This window comes from Ensifer sp. ENS08 (assembly GCF_014852195.1).
In the GTDB taxonomy this organism is placed as follows: Bacteria; Pseudomonadota; Alphaproteobacteria; order Rhizobiales; family Rhizobiaceae; genus Ensifer; species Ensifer adhaerens.
The window spans coordinates 788,946-813,665 of sequence record NZ_JACVBF010000001.1 but is presented as its reverse complement, the minus strand read 5'-3'; the positions used below and the strand labels follow the sequence as shown (position 1 = coordinate 813,665).

Sequence of the window (24,720 nt, the reverse complement as noted above, 5' to 3'; positions counted from 1 at the left end):
TAAGGCTGCGTCGGTTTCGGCGCTTCCGCTCGATGGGCCGGCGTCCCGTCAGGTGTCGGCGCAGCCGGCTTCCGGCGCGCGCTCTGCGCTTAGTTACGTATCCCTGGCGCTGCTCGGCCTGGTCGCTTCCGGCCTTGTCCTCGTCGTCGGCATGACTGCCGGCTTCCACCTGTTCGCCGCGGCGATTGCCGCGGCCGGCGTGGTCGGTGCGCTTTTGCTCGCCGTCGAAGCCATCCGCGCGTTTGATAGCGTGCCGGTTTCCGATGAGGTGGAGCGGGACCAGGATTGGCACCGCTCCGAAACCTCGGCGCTGCTTTCGACCATTCACGATGCGCTGGGTGACCTTGCGATCATGCGCGGCATGGACGGAAAGATCGTCCACGCCAATGCTGTCTTCCATCAGGTCTGCGGCCGATCGGATGTCCGGGGCATGGCCTGCGGCGCCCTTGGGCTGAGCTTCGAGCCGAAGGCTGCGCCCAATCATTACCTCGTGCGCATCGCCGCGGCCGAAGGCATCCGCCTTTTCGATTGGCATGACGTGATCGCCCGCGATCCGGCGAGCGGCAAACTCATGCGCCACAGCATTGCGCGCGATGTCACCGAGGAAGCGCGCGCCGCGCGCGAGCGTGAGGCGGCGCGCCGGCGGGCCGAGGAGGCGAGCCAGGCAAAGTCGCGGCTGCTCGCCACCGTCAGCCACGAGATCCGCACGCCGCTTTCGGGCATTCTCGGCATGAGCCATCTGCTCGGCCAGACCCGCCTGTCGAGCGAGCAGCAGAACTATCTCGCCGGCATGCAGCAATCCGGCCACGCGCTGGTCCAGCTCGTCGAAGACCTGATCGACTTCTCGTCGCTTTCAGCCGGCCGCTTCCAGTTTCGCCCCAGCCGCCAGGATCCGCGCGGCGTGATCGAGAGCGTCGTGGAAATGCTCTCCAATCGCGCCCACGAGAAGGGCATCGAGATCGGCGCCACCGTTTCCGTCGACGTGCCCGCGCTGATGGCTTTCGACGCGGCGCGCCTGCGCCAGGTGCTTTTCAACGTCATCGGCAACGCGGTCAAATTCACGGAAGTCGGTGGCGTCTTCGTCAGCGCCGACACGATCGAGGACTGCGTGCGGATCCGTATCGACGATACGGGGCCGGGCATGTCGCCCGACGACCTGAAGCGCATCTTCGAGGAATTCGAGCAGGCCGGCAACGACGAGCAACGCGCCAAGGGCACAGGGCTCGGCCTCGCGATCTCCAGGCGCATCATGCAGGCCTGCGGCGGCAGTCTTACGGCCGCAAGCGCGCCCGGCCGCGGCAGCCGCTTTGAAATCCGCCTGCCGCTTGCCGAAGTCGAGGCGATTGCGTCGGAGCGCCGCTCCACCCTCGCCGGGTCGCATGTGCTGGTCATGGCTCCCGATGGACCGGCCTCGGCGGCGCTGGCGGCAACCATCGCGACGCTTGGCGGGCGCTGTCATCGCGCAACGACGCTTGCCGCAGCTCAGCATGTTCTTGCCGATGTGCAGGCAGGTGGCGCGCCACTCACCGACGTGATCGTCGACCACCGGCATGCGCAGCAGTACGAGCAGCTCCTCGCACTCCAGCCGGCCATCGGCCGGCTGGAGGTTCGCCGCACCTATCTGATCAATCCGGAGGAGCGCAACAGCCACCCCGTCAACCAGATGGATGGCTACGAGGCCTGGCTGATCCGGCCCTTGCGCGAAAAGTCGCTGATTGAAGTGCTGCTCGGACGCCTGAAGGGCATCGAAAAACGCGACGCGATCAACGACAACAGGCCGGTCCTGCGCGAGGAGCCCGTCGTTGAACCCGTCCGCCGACCGGGACACGGCATCCTGCTGGCCGAGGACGATCCGATCAATGCGTTGATCATCCGCACGCTGTTGCAGCGTTCGGGACACGCGGTGCAGCTTGTCAGCGACTTCGCGGGGGTCGCCGAGACGCTGCGAGCCCCTGCCGGAAACGCCTTGCCGGAGCTTCTCGTCACCGACCTCAATATGCCGGGTGGCGACGGGCTTTCCATGATGCGGCACATCCGTAATGACGAGGCAATACGCTCCTTGCCAAGGTTGCCGGTCATCGTGCTGACTTCCGATATCCGCGAGGATATGCGCGACCGCCTGCTTGCCGCCGGCGCCGATGTGGTGTTGGCGAAGCCGGCCGACCCTCAGGTGCTGACCTCGGAGATCGCGCGTCTGCTGCGCAAACGGTAACTCTTGCGATGGTTACGGTATTGATCGGGCGGCGGGGGTTGTACGCAACTTTCATGTCACTATGTTGTTGCAGAAACGTGGTCTAAGCCCCCGCAGACAGATTTGATTCGGGATAACGCGGATGGCCATCGAGCTACTGGATTCAGCGAACGTGGTTGACACTTCTCAGGCTTGCATCGGCACGAAAGCTGCCGTCCCGACGACCGACGTGCTTGGCCGGATCGCCAATCTTGAGACGCGCCTTGCCCGCACGGCATCGGAAATCGATGCTGCCCAGGCCGTGCGCTACAAGGTTTTCGTCGAGGAGATGAAGGCGCAGGTCGGCCCCGAGGCCGATCGGCGCAAGCGCGACGTCGACAGCTGGGACGCGATCTGCGACCACCTGCTGGTTCTCGACACCTCGATCGAAGGCGACGCCGAAGATCAGATCGTCGGGACATACCGGTTGCTGCGCCAGGATGTGGCTGAGCGCTCCGGCGGCTTTTACTCGTCTTCCGAATTCGCGATCGACGCGCTTCTCGCCCGTCATCCGACCAAGCGCTTCATGGAGCTCGGCCGCTCCTGCGTCCTGCCGGACTACCGGACCAAGCGCACGGTCGAACTCCTGTGGCAGGGCAATTGGGCCTATGCGCTCAAATACGGCATGGACGCGATGTTCGGCTGCGGTTCGTTCCCGGGTGTCGTTCCGGCCGAGCATGCGCTGGCGCTGTCCTTCCTGCACCACAACATCCGCGCCCGCGACGACTGGGCCGTCAGCGCACGGCCCGAGCTGCACCGGACGATGGATTTGATGCCGGCCGAGGCGATCAATGCCAAGAAGGCGCTCGCCGCTCTGCCGCCGTTGATCAAGGGCTATATGCGCCTCGGCGCGATGGTCGGCGATGGCGCCGTGGTCGATCATGCGTTCCGCACCACCGACGTTCTGATCGTTTTGCCGATCAGCAATATCTCGGGCCGCTACCTCAACTACTACGGCGCAGATGCCGGACGTTTCGGTGGCGCCGCCTCCTGACCGGGTCCCGGTGAGGTTAACCAATTATTAATGATGGATTTGACTTTCAAGGTCGAAAGAGAGACATGTATTGTCATGTTCTTCTCTAATTTCATGACGAACGAATAGAGAAAATAAATGGAGAAACTGCCGATCTTCCGGGGGTCGACAGGTATAGGGTTCCCAAGACTCCGTCTTTCATTACCTTAAACATAAATGCATTGCCTGTTATTAAGCCCGCCTCCTTTTCGGAAAGCGGGCTTTTCTTCTTTATAGTTGTATCGAATTGCTACCAATCGGGGTCGCGCGTTGACCCGAATGAAGGCGGCTGCACCAAAATGAAGCAGCCGCCGGACCGGCAATGCCGGTCCTACATGCCGGCGTTGTAGGCCGCGATCGCCGCCATGTTGACGATGTCGGAATCCTTGGCCGACATCGAGACGATCTGGATCGACTTGTCAAAGCCGACGAGCAGCGGGCCGATCACCGTCGAGCCGCCGAGTTCCTGCAGCATCTTGGTCGAAATCGATGCCGAGTGGAACGCCGGCATCACGAGCACGTTCGCCGTGCCCGAGAGGCGGCAGAACGGGTATTGCTCCATGACGCGAGCATTGAGCGCCACGTCGGCGGCCATCTCGCCGTCATATTCGAAATCGACGCGGCGCTTGTCGAGGATATTGACCGCTTCGCGCACCCGCTCAGAGCGTTCGCCCTGGGGATGGCCGAAGGTGGAATAGGCAAGCATTGCCACGCGCGGCACGTAGCCAAGCCGCTTGGCGAGGCCGGCTGCTTCCTCGGCGATATCGGCAAGCTCCTCCGAAGAGGGCATGTCGTGAACCGCCGTGTCGGCGACGAGCACCGTGCGGCCGCGGCAGAGCGCGATCGAGACGCCGATGACGCGGTGGCCGGGCTTCGGGTCGATGCAGCGACGCACGTCTTCGAGTGCCGTCGAATAGTTGCGGGTCAGGCCCGTCACCATGCCGTCGGCATCACCGAGCGCCACCATGCAGGCGGCGAAGTGGTTGCGGTCGTTGTTGATCAGGCGCTGAGCGTCGCGGAAGAGGAAGCCCTTCCGCTGCAGGCGGGCATAGAGATAGTCCGTATAGGCGCCGACGCGCTTGGAAAGCCGCGCATTGACGATCTGGATGCCGGGGCGGTCGAGGTCGATGCCCTCGCGCTCTGCCGTCTCGCGCATGCGCTCCTCGCGGCCGAGCAGGATGGCGGTGCCAAGCTGCTGGTTGGCATAGGCGATTGCAGAACGCATGACCTGCACCTCTTCGCCCTCTGCAAAGACGATGCGCTTCGGCTGGCGCCGGACGCGCTCGTAGATGCGCTGCAGCGTCGAGGCGATCGGGTCGCGGCGGGCGGAAAGCTGGCGGCCATAGGCTTCGAGGTCGGTGATCGGTTTGCGGGCGACGCCGCTTTCCATTGCCGCCTTCGCGACCGCCATCGGGATCGCCGAAATCAGCCGCGGATCGAAGGGGACCGGGATGATGTATTGCGGACCGAAACGCGGACGGTTGCCCTGGTAGGCTGCGGCGACATCGTCGGGAACGTCTTCCTTGGCAAGGCTCGCCAGCGCTTCAGCCGCTGCGATCTTCATCTCGTCGTTGATGGTCGTCGCGCGCACGTCGAGTGCGCCACGGAAGATATAGGGGAAGCCGAGCACGTTGTTGACCTGGTTCGGATAGTCAGAACGGCCGGTGGCGACGATCGCGTCGTCGCGGATGCGGGCGACTTCTTCCGGCGTGATTTCCGGATCCGGGTTGGCCATGGCGAAGATGATCGGCCGCGGCGCCATCGAGCGCACCATGTCTTCCGAAAGGGCGCCCTTTGCCGAGAGGCCGAAGACCACGTCGGCGCCGTCGAGCGCTTCGGCGAGCGTGCGGCGGTCGGTCTTGACCGCATGCGCCGACTTCCACTGGTTCATGCCCTCGGTGCGGCCCTCGAAGATCACGCCCTTGGTGTCGCAGAGGATGATGTTGTCAGAGGCAAAACCCATCGACTTGATGAGCTCGATGCAGGCGATGGCCGCCGCACCCGCACCGTTGCAGACGAGCTTCGTCGTCTTGAAGTCGCGGCCGGTCAAGGCCAGCGCGTTGATGAGGCCTGCTGCGGCGATGATCGCCGTGCCGTGCTGGTCGTCGTGGAACACCGGGATGTCCATGACCTCGCGAAGCTTCTGCTCGATGATGAAACAGTCCGGCGCCTTGATGTCTTCAAGATTGATGCCGCCGAAAGAGGGCCCGAGGAAACGCACGCAGTTGATGAACTCGTCGACGTTTTCGGTATCGACTTCAAGGTCGATGGAATCGACGTCGGCAAAGCGCTTGAACAGCACGGCCTTGCCTTCCATGACAGGCTTTGACGCAAGCGCGCCGAGATTGCCGAGGCCGAGAATGGCCGTGCCGTTCGAGATCACGGCCACCATGTTGCCGCGCGTCGTGTAGTCATAGGCGGTGTTAGGGTCCTCGGCGATCGCCTTCACGGGGACTGCGACGCCCGGAGAATAGGCAAGCGACAGGTCGCGCTGGGTGGCCATCGCCTTGGTGGGAGAAATCTCCAGCTTTCCGGGACGACCCTGCGAGTGAAAATCGAGCGCTTCCTGCGCGGTGACGCTCGTCATGGTGCGATCGGTCTTGTCGGTGGCCGGCATGTTTCCTCAATCCTCCTGTGGGCGAGCCTTGCGGCGCGCCTCTTTATGGTTGTCGTCTATAATTCCTTTGCGATAGTGTGCCATCTCTTTTTTCGGGACAATCATGAATTTCGTGACAGACTATTCGACCCGCGCGGGGGAGGTTTTATCCGCAGCCGAATTGGCGAGCGAGGAAAGCCGTTCCACGGCGACGCCGATGATGGAACAGTTCATCGAGATCAAGGCGAACAACCCGGATTCGCTGCTGTTCTACCGCATGGGCGACTTCTATGAGCTGTTCTTCCAGGACGCGGTCGAAGCCTCGCGCGCGCTCGGCATCACGCTCACCAAGCGCGGCCAGCACATGGGTCAGGAAATCCCGATGTGCGGCGTGCCGGTACATGCGGCCGACGATTACCTGCAGAAGCTGATCGGTCTCGGCTTCCGCGTCGCTGTCTGCGAGCAGGTGGAAGACCCGGCGGAAGCGAAGAAGCGCGGCAGCAAGTCGGTGGTGCGCCGCGACGTCGTGCGCTTGGTCACTCCGGGCACGATCACCGAAGAGAAACTGCTTTCGCCGTCCGAGACCAACTATCTGATGGCGCTGGCGCGCATAAAGAGCGGGTCCGAGCCTGCCTACGCGCTCGCCTGGATCGACATTTCGACCGGCATCTTCCGCCTCGCCGAGACAGCCGAGAGCCGGCTGCTTGCGGACATCCTGCGTATCGAGCCGCGCGAAATGATCCTTGCAGACACCGTGTTTCACGACCCGGAACTAAGACCCGTCTTCGACGTGCTCGGCCGCGTTGCCGTGCCGCAGCCGGCGGTCTTGTTCGACAGCGCCACGGCGGAAGGGCGCATCAGCCGCTACTTCGGCGTCAAGACGCTTGATGGCTTCGGCACGTTTTCCCGTGCGGAACTCGCAGCCGCTTCCGCGGCGATCTCCTATGTCGAGAAGACCCAGCTTGCCGAACGCCCGGCACTCGGCACGCCGGAGCGCGAAAGTGCCGCCTCAACCTTGTTCATCGATCCGGCGACCCGCGGCAATCTCGAACTGGTGAAGACGCTGTCCGGCGCGCGCGAGGGCACGCTGCTGAAGGCGCTCGACCGCACGGTGACAAGCGGCGGCGCCCGCCTACTTGCCGAGCGGCTGATGTCGCCGCTGACCGATCCGGACCGTATCAACCAGAGGCTCGACTCGATCGAGATTTTGGCGGACCAGCCGTCCTTTGCCGGCGACCTGCGCGATGCGCTACGTCGCGCGCCGGATATGCCGCGCGCCCTGTCGCGGCTGGCGCTCGGCCGTGGTGGCCCTCGCGATCTCGGCGCAATTCAGGCCGGCTTGCATGCATCCGCGTCCATTTCACGGCTGATGGCCGCGGGAACGCTCTCGGACGAACTGAAGGAGGCGCGCGCCGCAATCGATGCGCTTCCCGCAGGCCTGCTCGGCCTGCTCGATGCGACGCTTGGCGACGAGCTGCCGCTTCTGAAGCGCGACGGCGGTTTCGTCTGCGAAGGCGCCAATGCCGAGCTCGATGAGGTCCGGGGCCTGCGCGACCAGTCGCGCCGGGTGATCGCCGGGCTGCAACTGCAATATTCCGAAGAGACCGGCATCAAGTCGCTGAAGATCAAGCACAACAACGTGCTTGGCTACTTCATCGAGGTGACGGCCGGCAATGCCGGCTCGATGACCGACACGGACGAGGGCCGCGCCCGTTTCATCCATCGCCAAACGATGGCGAACGCGATGCGCTTCACCACCACGGCCCTTGCCGAGCTGGAAAGCAAGATCGCCAATGCCGCCGACCGGGCGCTGTCGATCGAGCTCGCAGCCTTCGACCAGATGACGGCAGAAGTCGTCGCTGCTGCCGAGACGTTGAAGGCGGCGGCACTGGCGCTTGCGACCCTCGACGTCTCGGTCGGGCTTGCGGTCCTTGCCGAGGAGCAGGCCTATGCCCGCCCCACCGTTGACCGCTCGCGCATGTTTGCCATCGACGGCGGCCGCCATCCGGTGGTCGAGCAGGCGCTGAAGCGCCAGGCATCGAATGCCTTCGTCGCCAATGGCTGCGATCTCTCTCCGCCTGAGGGCGAGGAGGGCGGTGCGATCTGGCTGCTCACCGGTCCCAACATGGGCGGTAAGTCGACCTTCCTGCGCCAGAACGCGCTGATCGCGATCATGGCGCAGATGGGCACCTTCGTGCCTGCCGCGAGCGCCCATATCGGCATCGTCGACCGGCTCTTCTCTCGCGTCGGCGCCTCCGACGACCTGGCGCGCGGTCGCTCGACCTTCATGGTCGAGATGGTCGAGACCGCGGCGATCCTCAACCAGGCGACCGACCGCTCGCTGGTGATCCTCGACGAGATCGGTCGTGGCACCGCCACCTTCGACGGCCTGTCAATCGCCTGGGCGGCAGTCGAGCACCTGCATGAGGCGAACCGCTGCCGCGGCCTCTTTGCCACCCACTTCCATGAACTGACCGTGCTCTCGGAAAAACTCGGCCGTCTCTCGAACGCGACGATGCGCGTCAAGGAATGGCACGGCGATGTGATCTTCCTGCATGAGGTCGGTCCGGGCGCCGCCGACCGCTCCTATGGCATTCAGGTCGCGCGTCTCGCTGGCCTGCCGGCCTCGGTCGTGGCTCGCGCCAAGGACGTGCTCGCCAAGCTCGAGGACGCCGATCGCAAGAACCCGGCGAGCCAACTGATCGACGATCTGCCGCTGTTCCAGGTGGCGATCCGTCGTGAAGAGGTGAAGCCCGCCGGAAACTCCAAGATCGACGAGGCGCTGAAGGCGCTGAACCCCGACGACATGACGCCGCGCGAGGCGCTCGATGCGCTCTATGCGCTGAAGAAGGAACTGAGCGCCGCCAAGGCGGGATGAAGAAAATGCGTGCGGTTTTCCGCCCGCATCCCGCCAACCGTTGCCTAAGCGGCGCTGCGCCTTTTTCCTGTGCAAGCCGTCTGTAAAAAGGCTATACAGCGCCGCACGCTTTTGCGGGCGCGGCGCTCGAATTGTTGTGTGGTCTTTATTCGGCCTCGGTCGCAAGGATCATGCAGGAGCGCTTGACAGCGAACGACCACGCAACCAGTCGGACAGGACGCCCCTCGGCACTTCATGGGCAGACACGAAACCTTCTTTCCCGAAATCCTCGACGTCGCAGCGCTCCGGGCAAAATGCGACTTCATCGCCTCGGCCCACGCCGAACAGCGCGACCCGATGCGTCAGGCGTTGCTGGCGGCTTTCAAGCAGGCAAATGTCGCCGGCCGGGCGAAGGCCCGCGAGCTGTTCAACGCCGATGGTGCCGGCATTCTCTGCGCCGAACGTATTTCCTGGCTGCAGGATCAACTGATCACAGTGCTGCATGATTTCGTGCTGAACGAGATCTTCGACGCAGCCAATGCACCGCCCGCGTCCCGGATCGCCGTGACGGCGGTCGGCGGCTATGGCCGCGGCACGCTGGCGCCGGGTTCAGACATCGATCTTCTTTTCCTGCTGCCGGTCAAGAAGGCGGTCTGGGCCGAGCCGGCGATCGAGTTCATGCTCTATATCCTCTGGGATCTGGGCTTCAAGGTCGGCCACGCCACCCGCACCATCGACGAGTGCATCCGGCTATCGCGCGCCGACATGACGATCCGCACGGCCATCCTCGAGACGCGCTATATCTGTGGCTCCGAGACATTGTGCGCCGAGCTTGAAACGCGCTTCGATCATGAGATCGTGCGCAACACCGGCCCGGATTTCATCGCCGCCAAGCTTGCCGAACGCGACGAGCGCCACCGCAAGGCCGGCGACACGCGCTACCTCGTCGAGCCCAACGTCAAGGAAGGCAAGGGCGGGCTTCGCGACCTGCACACGCTGTTCTGGATCGCCAAGTACTTCTACCGGCTGAAGGACACCGCCGACCTCGTCAAGCTCGGCGTGCTTTCGCGGCAGGAGTACCAGCTTTTCCAGAAGGCCGAGGACTTCCTCTGGGCGGTGCGCTGCCACATGCATTTCCTCACCGGAAAATCCGAGGAACGGCTCTCTTTCGACATCCAGCGCGAGATCGCCGAGGCACTCGGCTATCACGACCATCCGGGCCTTTCGGCCGTCGAACGCTTCATGAAGCACTTCTTCCTGGTGGCAAAGGACGTCGGCGATCTCACCCGTATCTTCTGCGCAGCACTCGAAGATCAGCAGGCCAAGGACGCGCCCGGCATTTCCGGGCTCATCGGCCGCTTCACCCATCGTAGCCGCAAGATTGCCGGAACGCTCGATTTCGTCGACGACGGCGGTCGCATCGCGCTTGCAAGCCCCGACGTCTTTAAGCGCGATCCGGTCAATCTGCTGCGCTTCTTCCACATCGCCGATATCAACGGGCTGGAATTCCACCCGGCGGCACTGCGCCAGGTCACGCGGTCGCTGAGCCTGATCAAGCCGGCGCTGCGCGAAAACGAGGAGGCGAACCGCCTCTTCCTGTCGATCCTCACGTCCCGCCGCAAGCCGGAGCTGATCCTCCGGCGCATGAACGAAGCCGGCGTGCTCGGCCGCTTCATTCCGGATTTCGGCAAGATCGTCTCGATGATGCAGTTCAACATGTATCATCACTATACGGTCGACGAGCATCTGCTGCGCACCGTCGACGTGCTGTCGCGCATCGAAGGCGGCATCGAGGAGGAGGCCCATCCGCTCGTCGCCAAGCTGATGCCGGGGATCGAGGAGCGCGAGGCGCTCTATGTCGCCGTGCTGCTGCACGACATCGCCAAGGGCCGGCCGGAGGATCACTCGACCGCCGGCGCCAAGGTGGCACGCAAACTCTGCCCGCGCTTCGGGCTGTCGCCGAAGCAGACGGAGCTGGTCGCCTGGCTGATCGAGGAGCATCTGCTGATGTCGATGGTCGCCCAGACGCGCGACCTCAACGACCGCAAGACGATCGTCGACTTTGCCGAGCGGGTACAGTCACTCGACCGGTTGAAGATGCTTTTGGTCCTCACCGTCTGCGACATTCGTGCGGTCGGCCCGGGTGTGTGGAACGGCTGGAAAGGGCAGCTGCTGCGCACGCTCTATTATGAGACCGAGCTGTTGCTGTCGGGCGGCTTCTCCGAGCTGTCGCGCAAGGAGCGTGCGGCCCATGCCGCCGTCATGCTCGGCGAGGCCTTGACGGACTGGTCCGAGAAGGAGCGCGAGGATTACGTGCGCCTGCACTACCAGCCCTATCTCCTGACGGTGGCGCTGGAAGACCAGATCCGGCATGCGCGCTTCATCCGCGAGGCGGATGCCGCCGGCAAGGCGCTGGCGACGATGGTGCGTACCCACCAGTTCCACGCGATCACCGAAATCACCGTGCTTTCGCCCGACCATCCGCGGCTTTTGACCGTGATTGCCGGTGCCTGTGCGGCCGCCGGCGCAAACATCGTCGACGCGCAGATCTTCACGACCTCGGACGGCCGTGCGCTCGATACCATCCTCGTCAACCGCGAGTTCGCCGTCGACGAGGACGAGATGCGCCGGGCAGCGAGCATCGGCAAGCTGATCGAGGACGTGCTTTCGGGCCGCAAGCGGCTGCCGGAAGTCATTGCCAGCCGCACCAAGGTGAAGAAGCGCACCAAGGCGTTTACCGTCACGCCGGAAGTGACGATCAGCAACACGCTGTCGAACAAGTTCACCGTGATCGAAGTCGAAGGCCTCGACCGTCCAGGCCTCTTGTCCGAGATCACCGCGGTGCTATCCGATCTTTCGCTCGACATCGCCTCGGCCCACATCACCACCTTCGGTGAAAAGGTGATCGACACCTTCTACGTCACCGATCTCGTCGGCCAGAAGGTGACGAGTGAAAACCGTCAGATGAACATTGCCGCCCGCCTCAAGGCCGTCATGGCCGGGGAGGGGGACGAGGCGCGCGACCGCATGCCCTCGGGCATCATCGCGCCGCCCCCGGGCGTTTCCTCCGCTCAAAGAACGACAAAAGCCGAAACATGAGTCTGGTCAAGAAATTTGCAACCGTCGGCGGCGCGACACTCGGAAGCCGCCTGTTCGGCTTCATCCGCGAAACCTTCATGGCGGCAGCGCTTGGCACCGGCCCGGTTGCCGACGCCTTCAACACCGCCTTCCGTCTGCCCAACACCTTCCGCCGGCTGTTTGCCGAGGGCGCCTTCAATTCCGCTTTCGTGCCGCTCTTTGCCCGGGAAATCGAGGCGAACGGCATGGATGGGGCGCGGCGTTTCTCCGAGGAGGTCTTTGGCGTCCTCTTCACCGTGCTGCTGTTCCTGACGATCGCGATGGAACTGACGATGCCCTTCATCGTCAGCAACCTGATCGCGCCCGGCTTTGCCGACGACCCGGAAAAACTCGGAAGCACCATCGTCTTTGCGGCGATCATGTTCCCTTATCTCGCCTGTATGTCGCTGGCGGCGATGATGGCGGGCATGCTGAATTCGCTGCACCGCTATTTCGCGGCGGCGATCGCGCCGGTCTTCCTCAATTTCATCCTCATCGGCGTGCTCGGCTATGCCTGGTATGCGGGCCAGGATCCGATCGCGGTCGGCTACGGCCTTTCCTGGGGCGTCATGGCCGCCGGCCTCGTCCAGCTCGCAATCGTCTGGATCGCCGTGCGCGATGCCGGCATCAAGATCGGCCTTCGTCGCCCGAAGATGACCGCCAACGTGAAGCGCCTGCTCGTACTGGCGCTGCCGGCGGCGATCACCGGCGGCATCACCCAGATCAACCTGCTGATCAACACCAACATTGCGTCTGCCCGGGAAGGTGCGGTGTCGTCGCTCGTCTATGCCGACCGCATCTATCAGCTTCCGCTCGGCGTCGTCGGCATCGCGGTCGCAACCGTGCTTCTGCCGGAACTCGCCCGCGCGCTGCGTTCGGGCAATGTCAACGAGGCCTCGAACCTGCAGAACCGCTCGGTCGAGTTCACGCTGTTCCTGACGCTGCCGGCCGCCGCCGCTTTGCTCGTCATGTCCGAGCCGATCGTCCGGTTGCTGTTCGAGCGCGGCAAGTTCTCGCCGGAATCGACCATCATCGTCGGTCATATCCTGGCAATTTACGGCCTCGGCCTGCCGGCTTTCGTGCTGATCAAGGCCTTCATTCCCGGCTTTTTCGCACGCGAAGACACGCGCACGCCGATGATCTTCGCCGCGATTTCCGTCGTCGTGAACGTGTCCCTGGCGCTCACCCTGTTTCCACGGCTTGGCGCGAGCGGCATCGCCACCGCCGAGATCGTTGCCGGCTGGGTGAATGCCGTGCTGCTTTTCGCAACGCTTGTCTGGCGCGGCCATTGGGGCAGGGACATCCCGCTTCTGACCCGTATCCCGCGTCTCGTCCTCGCGGCGGCGGGTATGGCGGCGGCGCTGTATTACGCTGTCGGCTGGTTCGCTTTCGAACTTTCCTCTGCCGCGTCCCTCCTGACGCGGGCAACGACGCTGACGGGCCTGGTCGCAGTCGCCATGGTGATCTACTTCGGGCTCGCCTTCGGCCTCGGCGGCGCGAGCCTCGGCATGATCCGCCGCAACATCAAGCGGGGCGCGAAAGCGCCTGCGGAGCCTGCAGCAACGCCGGAGGCGGGTGACTGATGCGCCAGACGATCGCACGCATTGCCCTGGTCGTGCCGGATTATGACGCCGGCATCGCCTTCTATTGCGGCAAGCTCGGTTTTGATCTCTTGGAGGACACCGTTCTCGACGCCACCAAGCGCTGGGTCGTCGTCCGTCCCAAGGGGGCCGTCGAAACGGCGCTGCTGCTTGCCAAGGCTGACGGCGAGCGCCAGCAGGCGGCGATCGGCAACCAGACCGGCGGCCGGGTCGGGTTCTTCCTGTTCACCGACGATTTTGCCCGAGACCATGCGGCGATGCTGGCCGCAGGCGTCGTCTTCCTGGAGGCGCCGCGCCACGAGCCCTACGGCACCGTGGCGGTCTTCAGCGACCCGTTCGGCAACCATTGGGATCTCTTGCAACCGGCGGCGTGAACCTACAGGTCTCGACCTCTTGATTGCCTCCCGCCACCCGTGCATAAGCCATGCCGTTAGCAACATGGGCCAGCCGGCCCTGGGGCCCTCCACCAGCCTATTGAGGACGACATGAACGAATTCAAGCCGCTCGTATTCTCCGGCGTTCAGCCGACGGGCAATCTCCATCTCGGCAATTATCTCGGCGCGATCCGCAAGTTCGTGGCGCTGCAGGAAAACAACGATTGCATCTATTGCGTCGTCGACCTGCACTCGATCACCGCGCAGCTCGTGCATGAGGACCTGAAGGGGCAGATCCGCTCGATCGCCGCCGCCTTCATCGCTTCGGGCATCGATCCGAACAAGCATATTGTCTTCAACCAGTCGGCCGTGCCGCAGCACGCGGAACTCGCCTGGATCTTCAATTGCGTCGCCCGCATCGGCTGGATGAACCGCATGACGCAGTTCAAGGACAAGGCCGGCAAGGACCGCGAGAATGCGTCGCTCGGCCTGCTGGCCTATCCGAGTCTGATGGCGGCTGACATCCTCGTCTATCGCGCCACCCATGTTCCCGTCGGCGACGACCAGAAGCAGCACCTGGAGCTGACGCGTGATATCGCCCAGAAGTTCAACATCGACTTCATGGAGCATATTCGCAGCGCTGGTTACGGTGTCGACATGGTTGTCGGCGAAGAGCCGATCCATGCCTACTTCCCGCCGGTCGAGCCGCTGATCGGTGGCGCTACGCCGCGCGTCATGTCGCTGCGTGACGGCACCAAGAAGATGTCGAAGTCGGATCCCTCCGATCTCTCGCGCGTCAACCTGATGGACGACGCAGAGACGATCTCGAAGAAGATCCGCAAGGCCAAGACCGATCCGGACGCGCTTCCGAGCGAAGTGGACGGTCTGAAGGGTCGTCCCGAGGCGGACAACCTCGTCGGTATCTACGCGGCGCTGTCGGACAAGACCAAGGAGCAGGTGCTCGCCGAATTCGGTGGGCAGCAGTTCTCGGTCTTCAAGCCGGCGCTGGTCGACCTTGCGGTCGAGGTTCTCTCGCCGATCACGGCCGAGATGCGCCGCCTGATGGGCGACACCGCCCATATCGACGCAATCCTTAGGGATGGCGGCGAGCGGGCGCGGGCGCGGGCAGAAAAGACGATGCGCGAAGTGCGCGAAATCATCGGCTTCCTGCAGTAAATTGATTGGGTCCGGGGAACTCCCGGACCCAGTTTCATTTTGATGGTCGGACTTCGCTAGCCGAAGTGAACCTCGACCGGAAAGCCTCGGGCACTTTTCCGTGCCCTCGTCCGAAACGCAAAAATCAGACCTTGCGGCGGCTCGCGCGGGATGTATTGTTCACCCTATGGTCTCGACCCGACTCTCTCGACTTGAAGGACACCGCCGCAAATTCATGGCGGTGATAGACGATACCCCGGAATGCGGGCGCGCCGTGCACTATGCGGGCATGCGCGCCAAGAATTCCAATGGTGGCCTCGTCCTGCTCTATGTGATCGCCGACGGCGACTTCCAGCAATGGCTGGGGGTCGAGGAAATCATGCGTGCGGAAGCACGCGAGGAGGCCGAGGCGACGCTCGCCAAGGTGTCCCAATCGGTCCGCGAGCGGATCGGCATCGAGCCCGAGGTCGTCATCCGCGAGGGCACGGCCACGGAGCAGATCCACGCGGCGATCGAAGAGGATCGCGACATCGCCATTCTGGTTCTCGCGGCCGGCTCGGCGAAAGAAGGCCCCGGTCCGCTGGTGTCGTCCATTGCCGGCAAGGCCGCGGCCTTTCCGATCCCCGTCACGGTCATCCCGGATGCCCTGACGGATGAGGAGATCGACGCGCTCAGCTGACCTGCGTCGCTATGTGCTCTTGCGACTAGGCGGCCATGCTCCTATATTCTTTTGAATTATTCTAAAAAGCTGGGCGGATGCCGCTCCGGCGAAACGGAGACAGACATGTTCATTCAGACCGAAGCCACGCCGAATCCGGCGACGCTGAAGTTTTTGCCGGGCAAGGTCGTCCTGGAAAACGGCACGGCCGAGTTCCGCGACGAGGAAGAAGCACGCGCCGGCTCGCCGCTCGCGGCACGGCTGTTTTCGATCCCCGGCGTCACCGGCGTCTATTTCGGCTACGATTTCATTACCGTCAGCAAGGAAGGCCAGGAATGGCAGCACCTGAAGCCGGCGATCCTCGGTTCGATCATGGAGCACTTCATGTCGGGCCAGGCGATCATGGCTGGCAGCGGCCGCGCCGAGCAGTCCGACGAGGAAGACGAGTTCTTCGACGAGGGTGACGAAACGATCGTCGCCACGATCAAGGAACTGTTGGAAACCCGCGTGCGTCCGGCCGTCGCCCAGGATGGCGGTGACATCACCTTCCGCGGCTTCAAGGATGGGACTGTGTTCCTCAACATGAAGGGCGCCTGCTCCGGTTGCCCGTCGTCCACCGCGACGCTGAAGCATGGCGTGCAGAACCTGCTGCGTCACTTCGTTCCCGAGGTGGAGGCCGTCGAGGCCGTCTAATATAGCGCGCGCCTGTCCGGCGCGCCGGTTTCGCGTATCGATTTTGCCGCAAAGCCCGATCGGCTTTGCGGCTTGTGGCGTCTGAAAGATCCTGCGTTGAAATGATTGTACTTGCGCTCGACACGTCCGGTTCCGGTTGCTCCGTTGCCGTCTATGACAGCGAAACGGAAGCCGTGCTCGGGCGTTCCGGGGCCGATCTCGGCAAGGGACACGCCGAACGGCTGATGGAATTCGTCGACGAGGCATTGGCTGCGTCCGGCCGGTCGCTTGACGCTATCGACCGCATCGCCGTCACTGTCGGCCCGGGATCCTTCACCGGCATTCGCGTCGGCGTAGCGGCCGCTCGCGGCTTGGCGCTTGCGCTCGGCAAACCCGCCGTCGGCGTTTCGACACTTGCGGTCGTCGCCGAGGGGCTGCGCCGGACGGCCGCCGGAAAGCCCGTCCTTGTCGCCATCGACGCCAAGCGGGACGAGGTCTATCTCCAGGCTTTCGATGCGACCGGTAGCGCCACGGGCGAGCCCGAAGCACTCTCCGTCGAAAGTGCGCGCGAACGATTTGCCGGTTTCGACGGCGTCATCGGCGGCTCCGGAGCGCATCTCGTCGCTGCCGATTTACCGCTCAAGCCTTCAGAACTCATCGATGTCGCCGCCGTCGCCAAACTTGGTGCCGCTGCCGATCCAGCCTCGGCCAAGCCGCGTCCGTTATATCTCCGAGGCCCCGACGCCAAGCCGCAGGCGGGCTTCGCGATTGCCCGAGCATAGACCGAGATGAGCTTCACCGATTACTTCACCCGCCGCACCGAGTTCGACATCTTCCCCTTGGAAGAAGCGGATCTGATTGCCGCGGCGGCGCTGCACCGTCAGCGTTTCGCGTCCCCGTGGAGCGATGGCGAAATCCATGCGCTTCTGGTGCAGGAGACGGTGTTCGGCTTTGTCGCCCGGCAGACCAATGGCAGCTTTCGCCCGGCCTTCGGTGGGTTTGTCCTGTCGCGTGCCGTTGCCGGCGAGGCGGAAATCCTGACGATCGGCGTCGAGCCGCGTTATGCGCGCTCCGGTCTCGGCTGGCGGTTGATGCAGGCGGCGATGCGCGAGGCGCTGGTCAAAGGCTCCGAGGCCCTGTTCCTCGAAGTCGACGAGACCAACCAGCCCGCAATCGGGCTTTACCGTAAGCTCGGCTTCAACAAGGTCGGCGAACGCCGCGCCTATTACCAGGACAAGGCCGGCCAGCGGACCGCCGCGCTTGTCATGCGGCTCGATCTTCGCTAGTCCCGACACGGGGAACAGCAGGATGAAGAAGGCCAAGGCGGTCTTCCGCCCGCATCCCGCATTACCCTATCGGAACAGGTCACGATGATCGCGCCGCGGTTCGGCTCCAGATCATCGCGATTCTCAAGGTCTCGCGCAGGAAAACTCTTCCCGGATGGTCAATTGGCTACGGATCGCGATCTTCGCAGCGCTTCTGGCGCTGGTCTCGCTCGTGCTGATGCCGATTCAGGTCGTCTGCCTCTGGCTCGATCTGAAACCCCGGCGCCGTCTGCCGCGATATTGGCACCGGCTCGCCTGTTACCTTCTCGGCATAAAGGTGCGCGTTCATGGCATGGCGGATCGCCGTCGACCGCTTTTGATCTGCGCCAACCACGCCTCCTGGAAGGACATTCTGGTGCTCTCCTCGGTTGCCGACGTCGTCTTCGTCGCCAAGTCCGAGGTGAAGGGCTGGCCGGTCTTCGGCGTGCTTGCCCGGCTGCAGGCGTCGATCTTCGTCGAGCGCGAGCAGAAGCGCTCGACCGGCAAGCAGGTGAGCGAAATCGGCGAGCGCATGGCTGCCGGTGAAATCGTCGTGCTCTTTCCCGAGGGAACGACCTCCGACGGCAACCGCCTGCTGGAGATCAAGACCTCGCTTTTCGGGGCTGCCGCTTCCGCCGTGCCGCATTCGCCGACCGGTCTCGTGCATGTGCAGCCGGTCGCGATCTCCTACACCGGTATCCACGGCATGCCGATGGGCCGCTTCAACCGGCCGATCGCCGCCTGGCCGGGCGACACCGAACTGGTGCCGCATTTGCTCGGCATCCTGCGTGAGGGCGCGATCGAAGTGGACGTCGATTTCGGTGAGGCCATCGATTACGACCGCCATACCAATCGCAAGGAGGTGAGCCGTACGGTCGAGCAGCGCATCCGCAGCATGCTGTCGGATCGTCTGCGCGGGCGGGCTTGAAACGCCCCGGGCAAGGACGCTGCGCCGAAAATACTTCAACTTCCGACCGCTTTGCACTAAAGAACCCGGCATGACCCAGGAAACCGCCCTTCTGTCGACGACGCCCGCCACGGGCGACGAGCGCGCCCCGGCCCGCAAGGTCTTCGTCAAGACCTACGGCTGCCAGATGAACGTCTACGATTCCGACCGCATGACAGACGCCCTGTCGCGCGACGGCTACGTCTCGACCGATGTGCTGGAAGACGCAGACTTCGTCCTGCTCAACACCTGTCACATTCGCGAGAAGGCGGCAGAGAAGGTGTATTCCGAACTCGGCCGCCTGCGCGATCTGAAGAAGGAAAGGGCCAAGGAAGGCCGCGAGATGGTGATCGGCGTCGCCGGCTGCGTCGCGCAAGCCGAAGGCAACGAGATCCTGCGGCGCGCACCGGCCGTCGACCTGGTGATCGGTCCGACCACCTATCACCGGCTGCCTGAGGCGCTGAAGCGCGCCCGCAGCGGCGAGCGTGTCGTGCAGACGGAGTATGCCGTCGAAGACAAGTTCGAGCACCTGCCGGCGCCCGACAAGGCAAAGACCCGCATGCGCGGCGTCACCGCGTTCCTGACGGTTCAGGAAGGCTGCGACAAGTTCTGCACCTTCTGTGTCGTGCCCTACACGCGCGGCTCCGAGGTTTCCCGCCCCGTCGCCCAGATCGTCTCGGAGGCGGAAAAGCTGGTCGAGGGCGGCGTGCGCGAGATCACCCTGCTCGGTCAGAACGTCAACGCCTGGCACGGCGTCGGGCCCGATGGCCGCGAATGGGGCCTTGGCGACCTGCTTTCGCGTCTTGGCGAGATCGAGGGTCTTGCCCGGCTGCGTTACACCACCAGCCACCCGCGCGACATGGACGACAGCCTGATCGAGGCGCATCGCTCGATGGTAAAGCTGATGCCCTACCTGCACTTGCCGGTGCAGTCCGGCTCCGACCGTATTCTGAAGGCGATGAACCGCAGGCATACGGCGGCGGAATATCTGGCGCTGATCGCGCGCATCCGCGCGATCCAGCCGGACCTCGCACTGTCGGGCGATTTCATCGTCGGCTTCCCCGGCGAGACCGATGAAGACTTCGAGGACACCATGCGCCTCGTCGAAGCCGTGGGTTATGCACAGGCATTTTCATTCAAATATTCGACCCGTCCCGGCACGCCGGGCGCCGAGCTCGGCGACCAGGTTCCCGAGGACGTGAAAGCCAAGCGCTTGGAAAAATTGCAGGCTTTGCTGTTTTCCCAGCAGCGCGCCTTTGCCGAGTCCTGCGTCGGCCGCGAAATCGACCTGCTTTTGGAGAAGGAAGGGCGCATGCCCGGCCAGCTCGTCGGGCGTTCGCCGTGGCTGCAGCCGGTGAATGTTGATGCAAAAGCATCGCAAATCGGTGACATTATCAAGGTGCGAATCATCAAGGCCGGGCCGAACAGCCTGTTTGCGGAGATGATCGGGTAAGGACCGAAAACAAGGAGCCTGAACCGCTTGAACGGACACGAATTGATCTCTTCATCCACGCGCCAGTCGAAAACAACTGCGACAGACGCCAATCACTTCGTGCTGACCTTCGAGAACAATCGGTTCGCCAGCGAGCTCTTCGGCCAGTTCGATCAGAACTTGAAGCTTCTCGAAGAGCGCCTGCGCATCGACGCTCGGCCGCGCGGCAATTCCGTCGCGATCTCGGGTGACGTCGTCGCCACCAACCAGGCCCGCCGTGCTCTCGATTATCTCTACGGGCGGTTGCAGGGCGGCGCGTCGATCGATACGTCTGATGTCGAGGGTGCGATCCGTATGGCGGTTGCCGCCGACGATCAGCTACAATTGCCGACCATGGAGCGTAAAGCCAAATTGACAATGGCGCAGATTTCGACGCGCAAGAAGACGATCGCCGCGCGCACGCCAACGCAGGATGCCTATATCCGAGCGCTCGAGCGGTCCGAGCTCGTCTTCGGCGTAGGCCCCGCCGGTACCGGCAAGACCTATCTTGCCGTCGCCCACGCCGCACAGCTGCTTGAGCGCGGCGCCGTCGACCGTATCGTGCTCTCTCGCCCTGCCGTCGAGGCGGGCGAGCGCCTGGGCTTCCTGCCGGGCGACATGAAGGAGAAGGTCGATCCCTATCTTCGGCCGCTCTACGACGCGCTCTATGACATGATGCCGGGCGACAAGGTCGAACGCGCGATCACCGCCGGGGTCATCGAAATCGCGCCGCTCGCCTTCATGCGCGGCCGTACGCTCGCCAATGCTGCCGTCATCCTCGACGAGGCACAGAACACCACATCGATGCAGATGAAGATGTTCCTGACCCGTCTTGGCGAAAACGGCCGGATGATCGTCACCGGCGATCCGAGCCAGGTGGACCTGCCGCGCGGCGTTAAATCGGGCCTGGTCGAGGCCCTGCAGATCCTGAGAGGGGTCGAGGGCGTTTCGGTCGTCCGCTTCAAGGATGTCGATGTCGTTCGCCATCCGATGGTGGCGCGCATCGTCAAGGCCTACGAATCCCATACGGCCGTGCACGACGAAAGCGAGCAGGGCGACCGCTGACAGGCGGTCGCTGCGATCATGACGGCTTTGGATATCCAGATCAGCGTGGAAGAGGGCAACTGGCCGGACGAAGAGGTGTTGCTCGCCTTCTCGTCGCCCGTGCTCGAAGCGGCGGCAGCCTTTCTCGCAAGCGAAGAAAAGCAGCCGTTGCCGAAGATGCCGCCGGAGCTTTCGCTCGTCTTCACCGACGATGCCTCCATGCGCGCGATCAACGCCGAGTGGCGCAACCAGGACAAGCCGACCAACGTTCTGTCCTTCCCGGCCTTTCCCGTGACGCCCGGATCGATGCCCGGACCGATGCTCGGCGACATCATCGTTGCCCGCGAAACCCTCGAGCGCGAGGCGGTGGAGCTCGAGAAGTCCTTCGATCAGCATCTGACGCATCTTCTCGTGCATGGATTCCTGCATCTTTTCGGCTATGATCATATGGAAGATGATGAAGCCGAAAGAATGGAAAGCCTGGAGACTCGCATTTTGGCGCGTCTTGGCTTATCTGACCCCTACGGGGATCGTACCCCGGATTAACAGTTTGGACCGATGAGCGATTATAAAACACAGCCTGTCGCGCTGGCGACCGAGGAGGCAGATGCCTCCGGAGAGGCGGAGGCGGGCAGTAGTAGCACCGCCACTCGACACGAGGGCACGAAATCCACTTCCACCTTCTGGAGCCGGGCCGCGCGCCTTTTGCGCGGCGCAAGTCCATCGAGCCTGCGCGAGGATCTTGCTGACGCGCTGCAGACCGATGCCGACAGCAACACGGTCTTTTCGCCCGGCGAACGGGCGATGCTCAACAACATCCTGCGTTTCCGCGAGGTCCGGGTCGAGGACGTCATGGTCCCGCGCGCCGACATCGAGGCGGTCGATCAGAGCATCACCATCGGCGAGCTGATGGTGATCTTCGAGGAATCCGGCCGCTCGCGCATGCCGGTCTATAGCGACGGGCTCGATGACCCTCGCGGCATGGTCCACATTCGCGACCTGCTGTCCTACGTCACCAAACAGGCCCGCAATCGCCGGCGTAACGGCAAGGCCCAGGCGTCGACGACGGCTGCGTCCGAAAAGACGCCGCGCTCGCCCAAGGCAAGTTTCGACCTTTCGCGTGTCGATCTCGGCAAGTCGTTGGAAGAGGCGGGCATCGTCCGCCAGCTTCTCTTCGTGCCGCCCTCTATGCTGGCCTCCGACTTGATGCAGCGCATGCAGGCGGCCCGTATCCAGATGGCGCTTGTCATCGACGAATATGGCGGAACCGATGGCCTCGTCTCGCTCGAAGACATCGTCGAGATGGTCGTCGGCGACATCGAGGATGAGCACGACGATGACGAAGTCATGTTCGCGCGCACTTCGGACGATGTCTTTATCGCCGACGCTCGTGTCGAGCTGGAAGAGATCGCCGCGGCGATCGGTCCCGACTTCGACGTGCGCGAACAGCTCGAAGACGTCGACACCCTCGGCGGCCTGATCTTCGCTTCACTGGGCCGCATTCCCGTACGCGGCGAGGTCGTTCAGGCGATCCCGGGCTTCGAGTTCCAGATCCTCGACGCCGACCCGCGCCGCGTGAAGCGCGTCCGCATCATGCGCAAGCGCCCGCCCGCCCGCCGCCGCGTCCTGCGACCGGAAGGCGAGACGATTGCGGAGGCCGGTGCGCTCAATCGCGCCAACGGTGCAGCCGCCCCCGAGGCAGCGGCCGACGAACAGTAATTGTCCGGTTCCCGCGCGTTTCTGCGCGCGCGGGAAGTCCTCCCCCCACCTTTGACGTCTCCCGAGGCTGTGTCGTAAACACCGACCAAGGGCCGGAACCGTCGTCTCGCCCCTAATCCAGCCCCGAAAGGGGACAAGCAGCCGGTTTTTTGGAAGACTGGCCCCGATTGATTCGGGTGTTGTTTCGCTCCTTCGCCGTGGCAGGCTGCGGGATCGACTGGAGGCTGTATGGCAAGATTGGCTGGCAGGGTGATGCTACTTTCCGGGTTCCCCCGGGCTTTGCTTGCTTTCTTCGCGGGGCTGCTCGCGGTTCTGGCCCAGCCGCCCTTCGGCATCTTCGCCTTTGCTTTCGTCGCTTTCCCGATTCTCGTCTGGCTGCTCGACGGTGCGACCGGAAGTCTGGACGGTGGCTTCATCCGCCGGCTCTGGCCGGCTGCGGTTGTCGGCTGGTGGTTCGGCTTCGGTTACTTCCTCGGTGGTCTCTGGTGGCTCGGCAATGCGCTGCTCGTCGAGGCCGACGAGTTCGCCTGGGCGCTGCCGCTCGCCGTCGTGGGCCTGCCGGCCTTTCTCGCGCTGTTCTATGCGCTGGCGACGCTGATCGCCCGCCTTTTCTGGTCCGACGGCGTCGGGCGCATCGCCGCACTCGCCCTGGGCTTCGGGCTTGCCGAATGGCTGCGCAGCTTCCTCTTTACCGGCTTTCCCTGGAATGCGATCGGCTATGCGGCCATGCCGATGCCGCTGATGATGCAGTCGGCAAGCGTCATCAATCTCGCGACCGTCAACATGCTCGCCGTCTTCGTCTTTGCCGCTCCCGCCCTGATCGCGACGGGCCGGGGGAGCCGGATCGGGCTCACGGTCGCCGTCGTGCTTTTTGCCGGCCATGTGGGCTTCGGCTTCTACCGCCTGGCGCAGCCGGCGCCGGCCTCGCCCGAGCCGCCGCTGACCGTGCGCCTCGTCCAGCCGGTGATCGACCAGGCAAAGAAGCTCGATGACGGCGAGCGTGCCGCGGTGTTCGAGGAGCATCTGGCTTTGACCGCCGTGGCTCCGGAGAAAGACGGCAAGCGGCCGGATATCGTCGTCTGGCCCGAGACGTCGATCCCTTTCATCCTCACCGACAATCCGGACGCACTGGCGCGTATCGCCGAGGTGCTTGATGACGACCAGATCCTGATTGCCGGCGCGGTGCGCGTAGAGGATGCCGGCGCCGGTCTGCCGCCCCGCTACTACAACTCGATCTACATGATCGACGGTCGGGGCCAGATCATCGGCGCTGCCGACAAGGTGCATCTGGTGCCTTTCGGCGAATATCTTCCCTTCGAGGATCTGTTGTCTTCCTGGGGCCTGAGTTCGGTCGCCGCGTCGATGCCCGGTGGCTTCACAGCGGCCAAGAACCGTTCGCTGCTGACGCTGCCCAGCGGCCGCACGCTGTATCCGCTCGTTTGCTACGAGGCGATCTTCCCGGACGAGATCGATGGGGCCGCGCGCCGGGCCGATGTGCTTCTCAATGTTACCAACGACGCCTGGTTCGGAGATACGCCAGGCCCGCGCCAGCATTTCCATCAGGCACAATTAAGGGCCGTTGAAACCGGCACCCCCCTTGTCCGAGCGGCAAACAGCGGTATATCAGCAATTGTTGATGCACGTGGGGTTTTAATGGTAGGATTATCCTACAATTATAGGGGAGTGGTCGACACACTTCTGCCGGGAAGGATGCCTACCCCGTTGGACGACGCTATGCGAAGCCGCGTTTTCTGGCTGGGTGCGATCTTCCTCCTTCTGGTTGCAGTGTTTTCGCGTGTTGGTTTTAATATTAGGAAGAATTGACCTAAAACCCCTAAAATTGCATAGTGGTCCGCACCATCGTCCTTGTTGTGCTGGCTCTGTCCTTATCACCCTGGCGGTCGCTTCGGTGAGCGTAGGTCTCATGCTGGGCGATGGATAAACGAAACAGCGTGTTTGGGAAC

At 63.6% G+C, this 24,720-nt stretch carries 18 protein-coding genes; 17 read left to right on the top strand and 1 reads right to left on the bottom strand.

Going from position 1 to position 24,720, the window contains the following annotated elements:
• Positions 1 to 151: 151 nt before the first annotated feature.
• Positions 152 to 2,212, top strand: a complete 2,061-nt coding sequence (locus tag IB272_RS03765) for an ATP-binding protein (RefSeq protein WP_246810310.1) — start codon at positions 152 to 154, stop codon at positions 2,210 to 2,212.
• A 121-nt stretch (positions 2,213 to 2,333) separates the two neighbouring features.
• Entirely contained in the window at positions 2,334 to 3,224 is an 891-nt protein-coding gene (locus IB272_RS03760) for a GNAT family N-acetyltransferase (protein WP_034797430.1), read from the top strand.
• A 349-nt stretch (positions 3,225 to 3,573) separates the two neighbouring features.
• Here the strand turns inward: IB272_RS03760 and IB272_RS03755 are convergent, their stop codons facing one another.
• Positions 3,574 to 5,859, bottom strand: coding sequence for an NADP-dependent malic enzyme (locus tag IB272_RS03755; protein WP_060519765.1), 2,286 nt, complete (start codon positions 5,857 to 5,859; stop codon positions 3,574 to 3,576).
• A 103-nt stretch (positions 5,860 to 5,962) separates the two neighbouring features.
• Here IB272_RS03755 and mutS point away from each other — a divergent pair, with 103 nt between their 5' ends.
• The 15 genes from mutS to lnt all read left to right on the top strand — a co-directional run bounded on the left by mutS (position 5,963) and on the right by lnt (position 24,580).
• Positions 5,963 to 8,716, top strand: coding sequence for a DNA mismatch repair protein MutS (gene mutS, locus IB272_RS03750; RefSeq protein WP_060580659.1), 2,754 nt, complete (start codon positions 5,963 to 5,965; stop codon positions 8,714 to 8,716).
• 234 nt (positions 8,717 to 8,950) lie between these two features.
• The gene (locus IB272_RS03745) at positions 8,951 to 11,794 is read left to right on the top strand and encodes a [protein-PII] uridylyltransferase (protein WP_034797421.1); all 2,844 of its coding nucleotides are present in this window, start codon (positions 8,951 to 8,953) and stop codon (positions 11,792 to 11,794) included.
• Positions 11,791 to 13,395, top strand: a complete 1,605-nt coding sequence (gene murJ, locus IB272_RS03740) for a murein biosynthesis integral membrane protein MurJ (RefSeq protein WP_060580660.1) — start codon at positions 11,791 to 11,793, stop codon at positions 13,393 to 13,395. Before IB272_RS03745 ends, murJ begins: the two co-directional genes overlap by 4 nt.
• The gene (locus IB272_RS03735; RefSeq protein ID WP_060580661.1) at positions 13,395 to 13,787 is read left to right on the top strand and encodes a VOC family protein; all 393 of its coding nucleotides are present in this window, start codon (positions 13,395 to 13,397) and stop codon (positions 13,785 to 13,787) included. The genes murJ and IB272_RS03735 overlap by 1 nt, the downstream gene beginning before the upstream one ends.
• A gap of 111 nt (positions 13,788 to 13,898) precedes the next feature.
• Entirely contained in the window at positions 13,899 to 14,963 is a 1,065-nt protein-coding gene (gene trpS / locus IB272_RS03730) for a tryptophan--tRNA ligase (protein WP_034797415.1), read from the top strand.
• A 166-nt stretch (positions 14,964 to 15,129) separates the two neighbouring features.
• Positions 15,130 to 15,621, top strand: a complete 492-nt coding sequence (locus tag IB272_RS03725) for a universal stress protein (protein WP_034797413.1) — start codon at positions 15,130 to 15,132, stop codon at positions 15,619 to 15,621.
• A gap of 105 nt (positions 15,622 to 15,726) precedes the next feature.
• Positions 15,727 to 16,293: a NifU family protein gene (locus IB272_RS03720; RefSeq protein WP_034797411.1), complete on the top strand. Its 567-nt coding sequence runs from the start codon at positions 15,727 to 15,729 to the stop codon at positions 16,291 to 16,293.
• A gap of 101 nt (positions 16,294 to 16,394) precedes the next feature.
• Positions 16,395 to 17,054 carry a tRNA (adenosine(37)-N6)-threonylcarbamoyltransferase complex dimerization subunit type 1 TsaB gene (tsaB, locus tag IB272_RS03715; RefSeq protein ID WP_060580662.1) on the top strand — a complete coding sequence of 220 codons (660 nt, stop codon included), beginning with the start codon at positions 16,395 to 16,397 and terminating at the stop codon, positions 17,052 to 17,054.
• A gap of 6 nt (positions 17,055 to 17,060) precedes the next feature.
• On the top strand, positions 17,061 to 17,558 hold the full coding sequence (locus IB272_RS03710) for an N-acetyltransferase (RefSeq protein ID WP_043615664.1): 498 nt from the start codon (positions 17,061 to 17,063) through the stop codon (positions 17,556 to 17,558).
• 154 nt (positions 17,559 to 17,712) lie between these two features.
• Complete coding sequence (locus tag IB272_RS03705; RefSeq protein ID WP_060519777.1) at positions 17,713 to 18,504, top strand: lysophospholipid acyltransferase family protein; 792 nt, start codon at positions 17,713 to 17,715, stop codon at positions 18,502 to 18,504.
• 70 nt (positions 18,505 to 18,574) lie between these two features.
• A complete protein-coding gene (gene miaB / locus IB272_RS03700; protein WP_060580663.1) occupies positions 18,575 to 19,975 on the top strand; it encodes a tRNA (N6-isopentenyl adenosine(37)-C2)-methylthiotransferase MiaB in 1,401 nt (466 codons plus the stop codon).
• Positions 19,976 to 20,002: 27 nt separating this feature from the next.
• Complete coding sequence (locus IB272_RS03695) at positions 20,003 to 21,058, top strand: PhoH family protein (RefSeq protein WP_034797402.1); 1,056 nt, start codon at positions 20,003 to 20,005, stop codon at positions 21,056 to 21,058.
• An 18-nt stretch (positions 21,059 to 21,076) separates the two neighbouring features.
• Positions 21,077 to 21,583, top strand: a complete 507-nt coding sequence (ybeY, locus tag IB272_RS03690; RefSeq protein ID WP_060580664.1) for an rRNA maturation RNase YbeY — start codon at positions 21,077 to 21,079, stop codon at positions 21,581 to 21,583.
• 12 nt (positions 21,584 to 21,595) lie between these two features.
• Positions 21,596 to 22,756 carry a hemolysin family protein gene (locus IB272_RS03685; protein ID WP_090295101.1) on the top strand — a complete coding sequence of 387 codons (1,161 nt, stop codon included), beginning with the start codon at positions 21,596 to 21,598 and terminating at the stop codon, positions 22,754 to 22,756.
• Between the two features lie 228 nt (positions 22,757 to 22,984).
• The gene (lnt, locus tag IB272_RS03680; protein ID WP_060580666.1) at positions 22,985 to 24,580 is read left to right on the top strand and encodes an apolipoprotein N-acyltransferase; all 1,596 of its coding nucleotides are present in this window, start codon (positions 22,985 to 22,987) and stop codon (positions 24,578 to 24,580) included.
• Positions 24,581 to 24,720 lie beyond the last annotated feature (140 nt).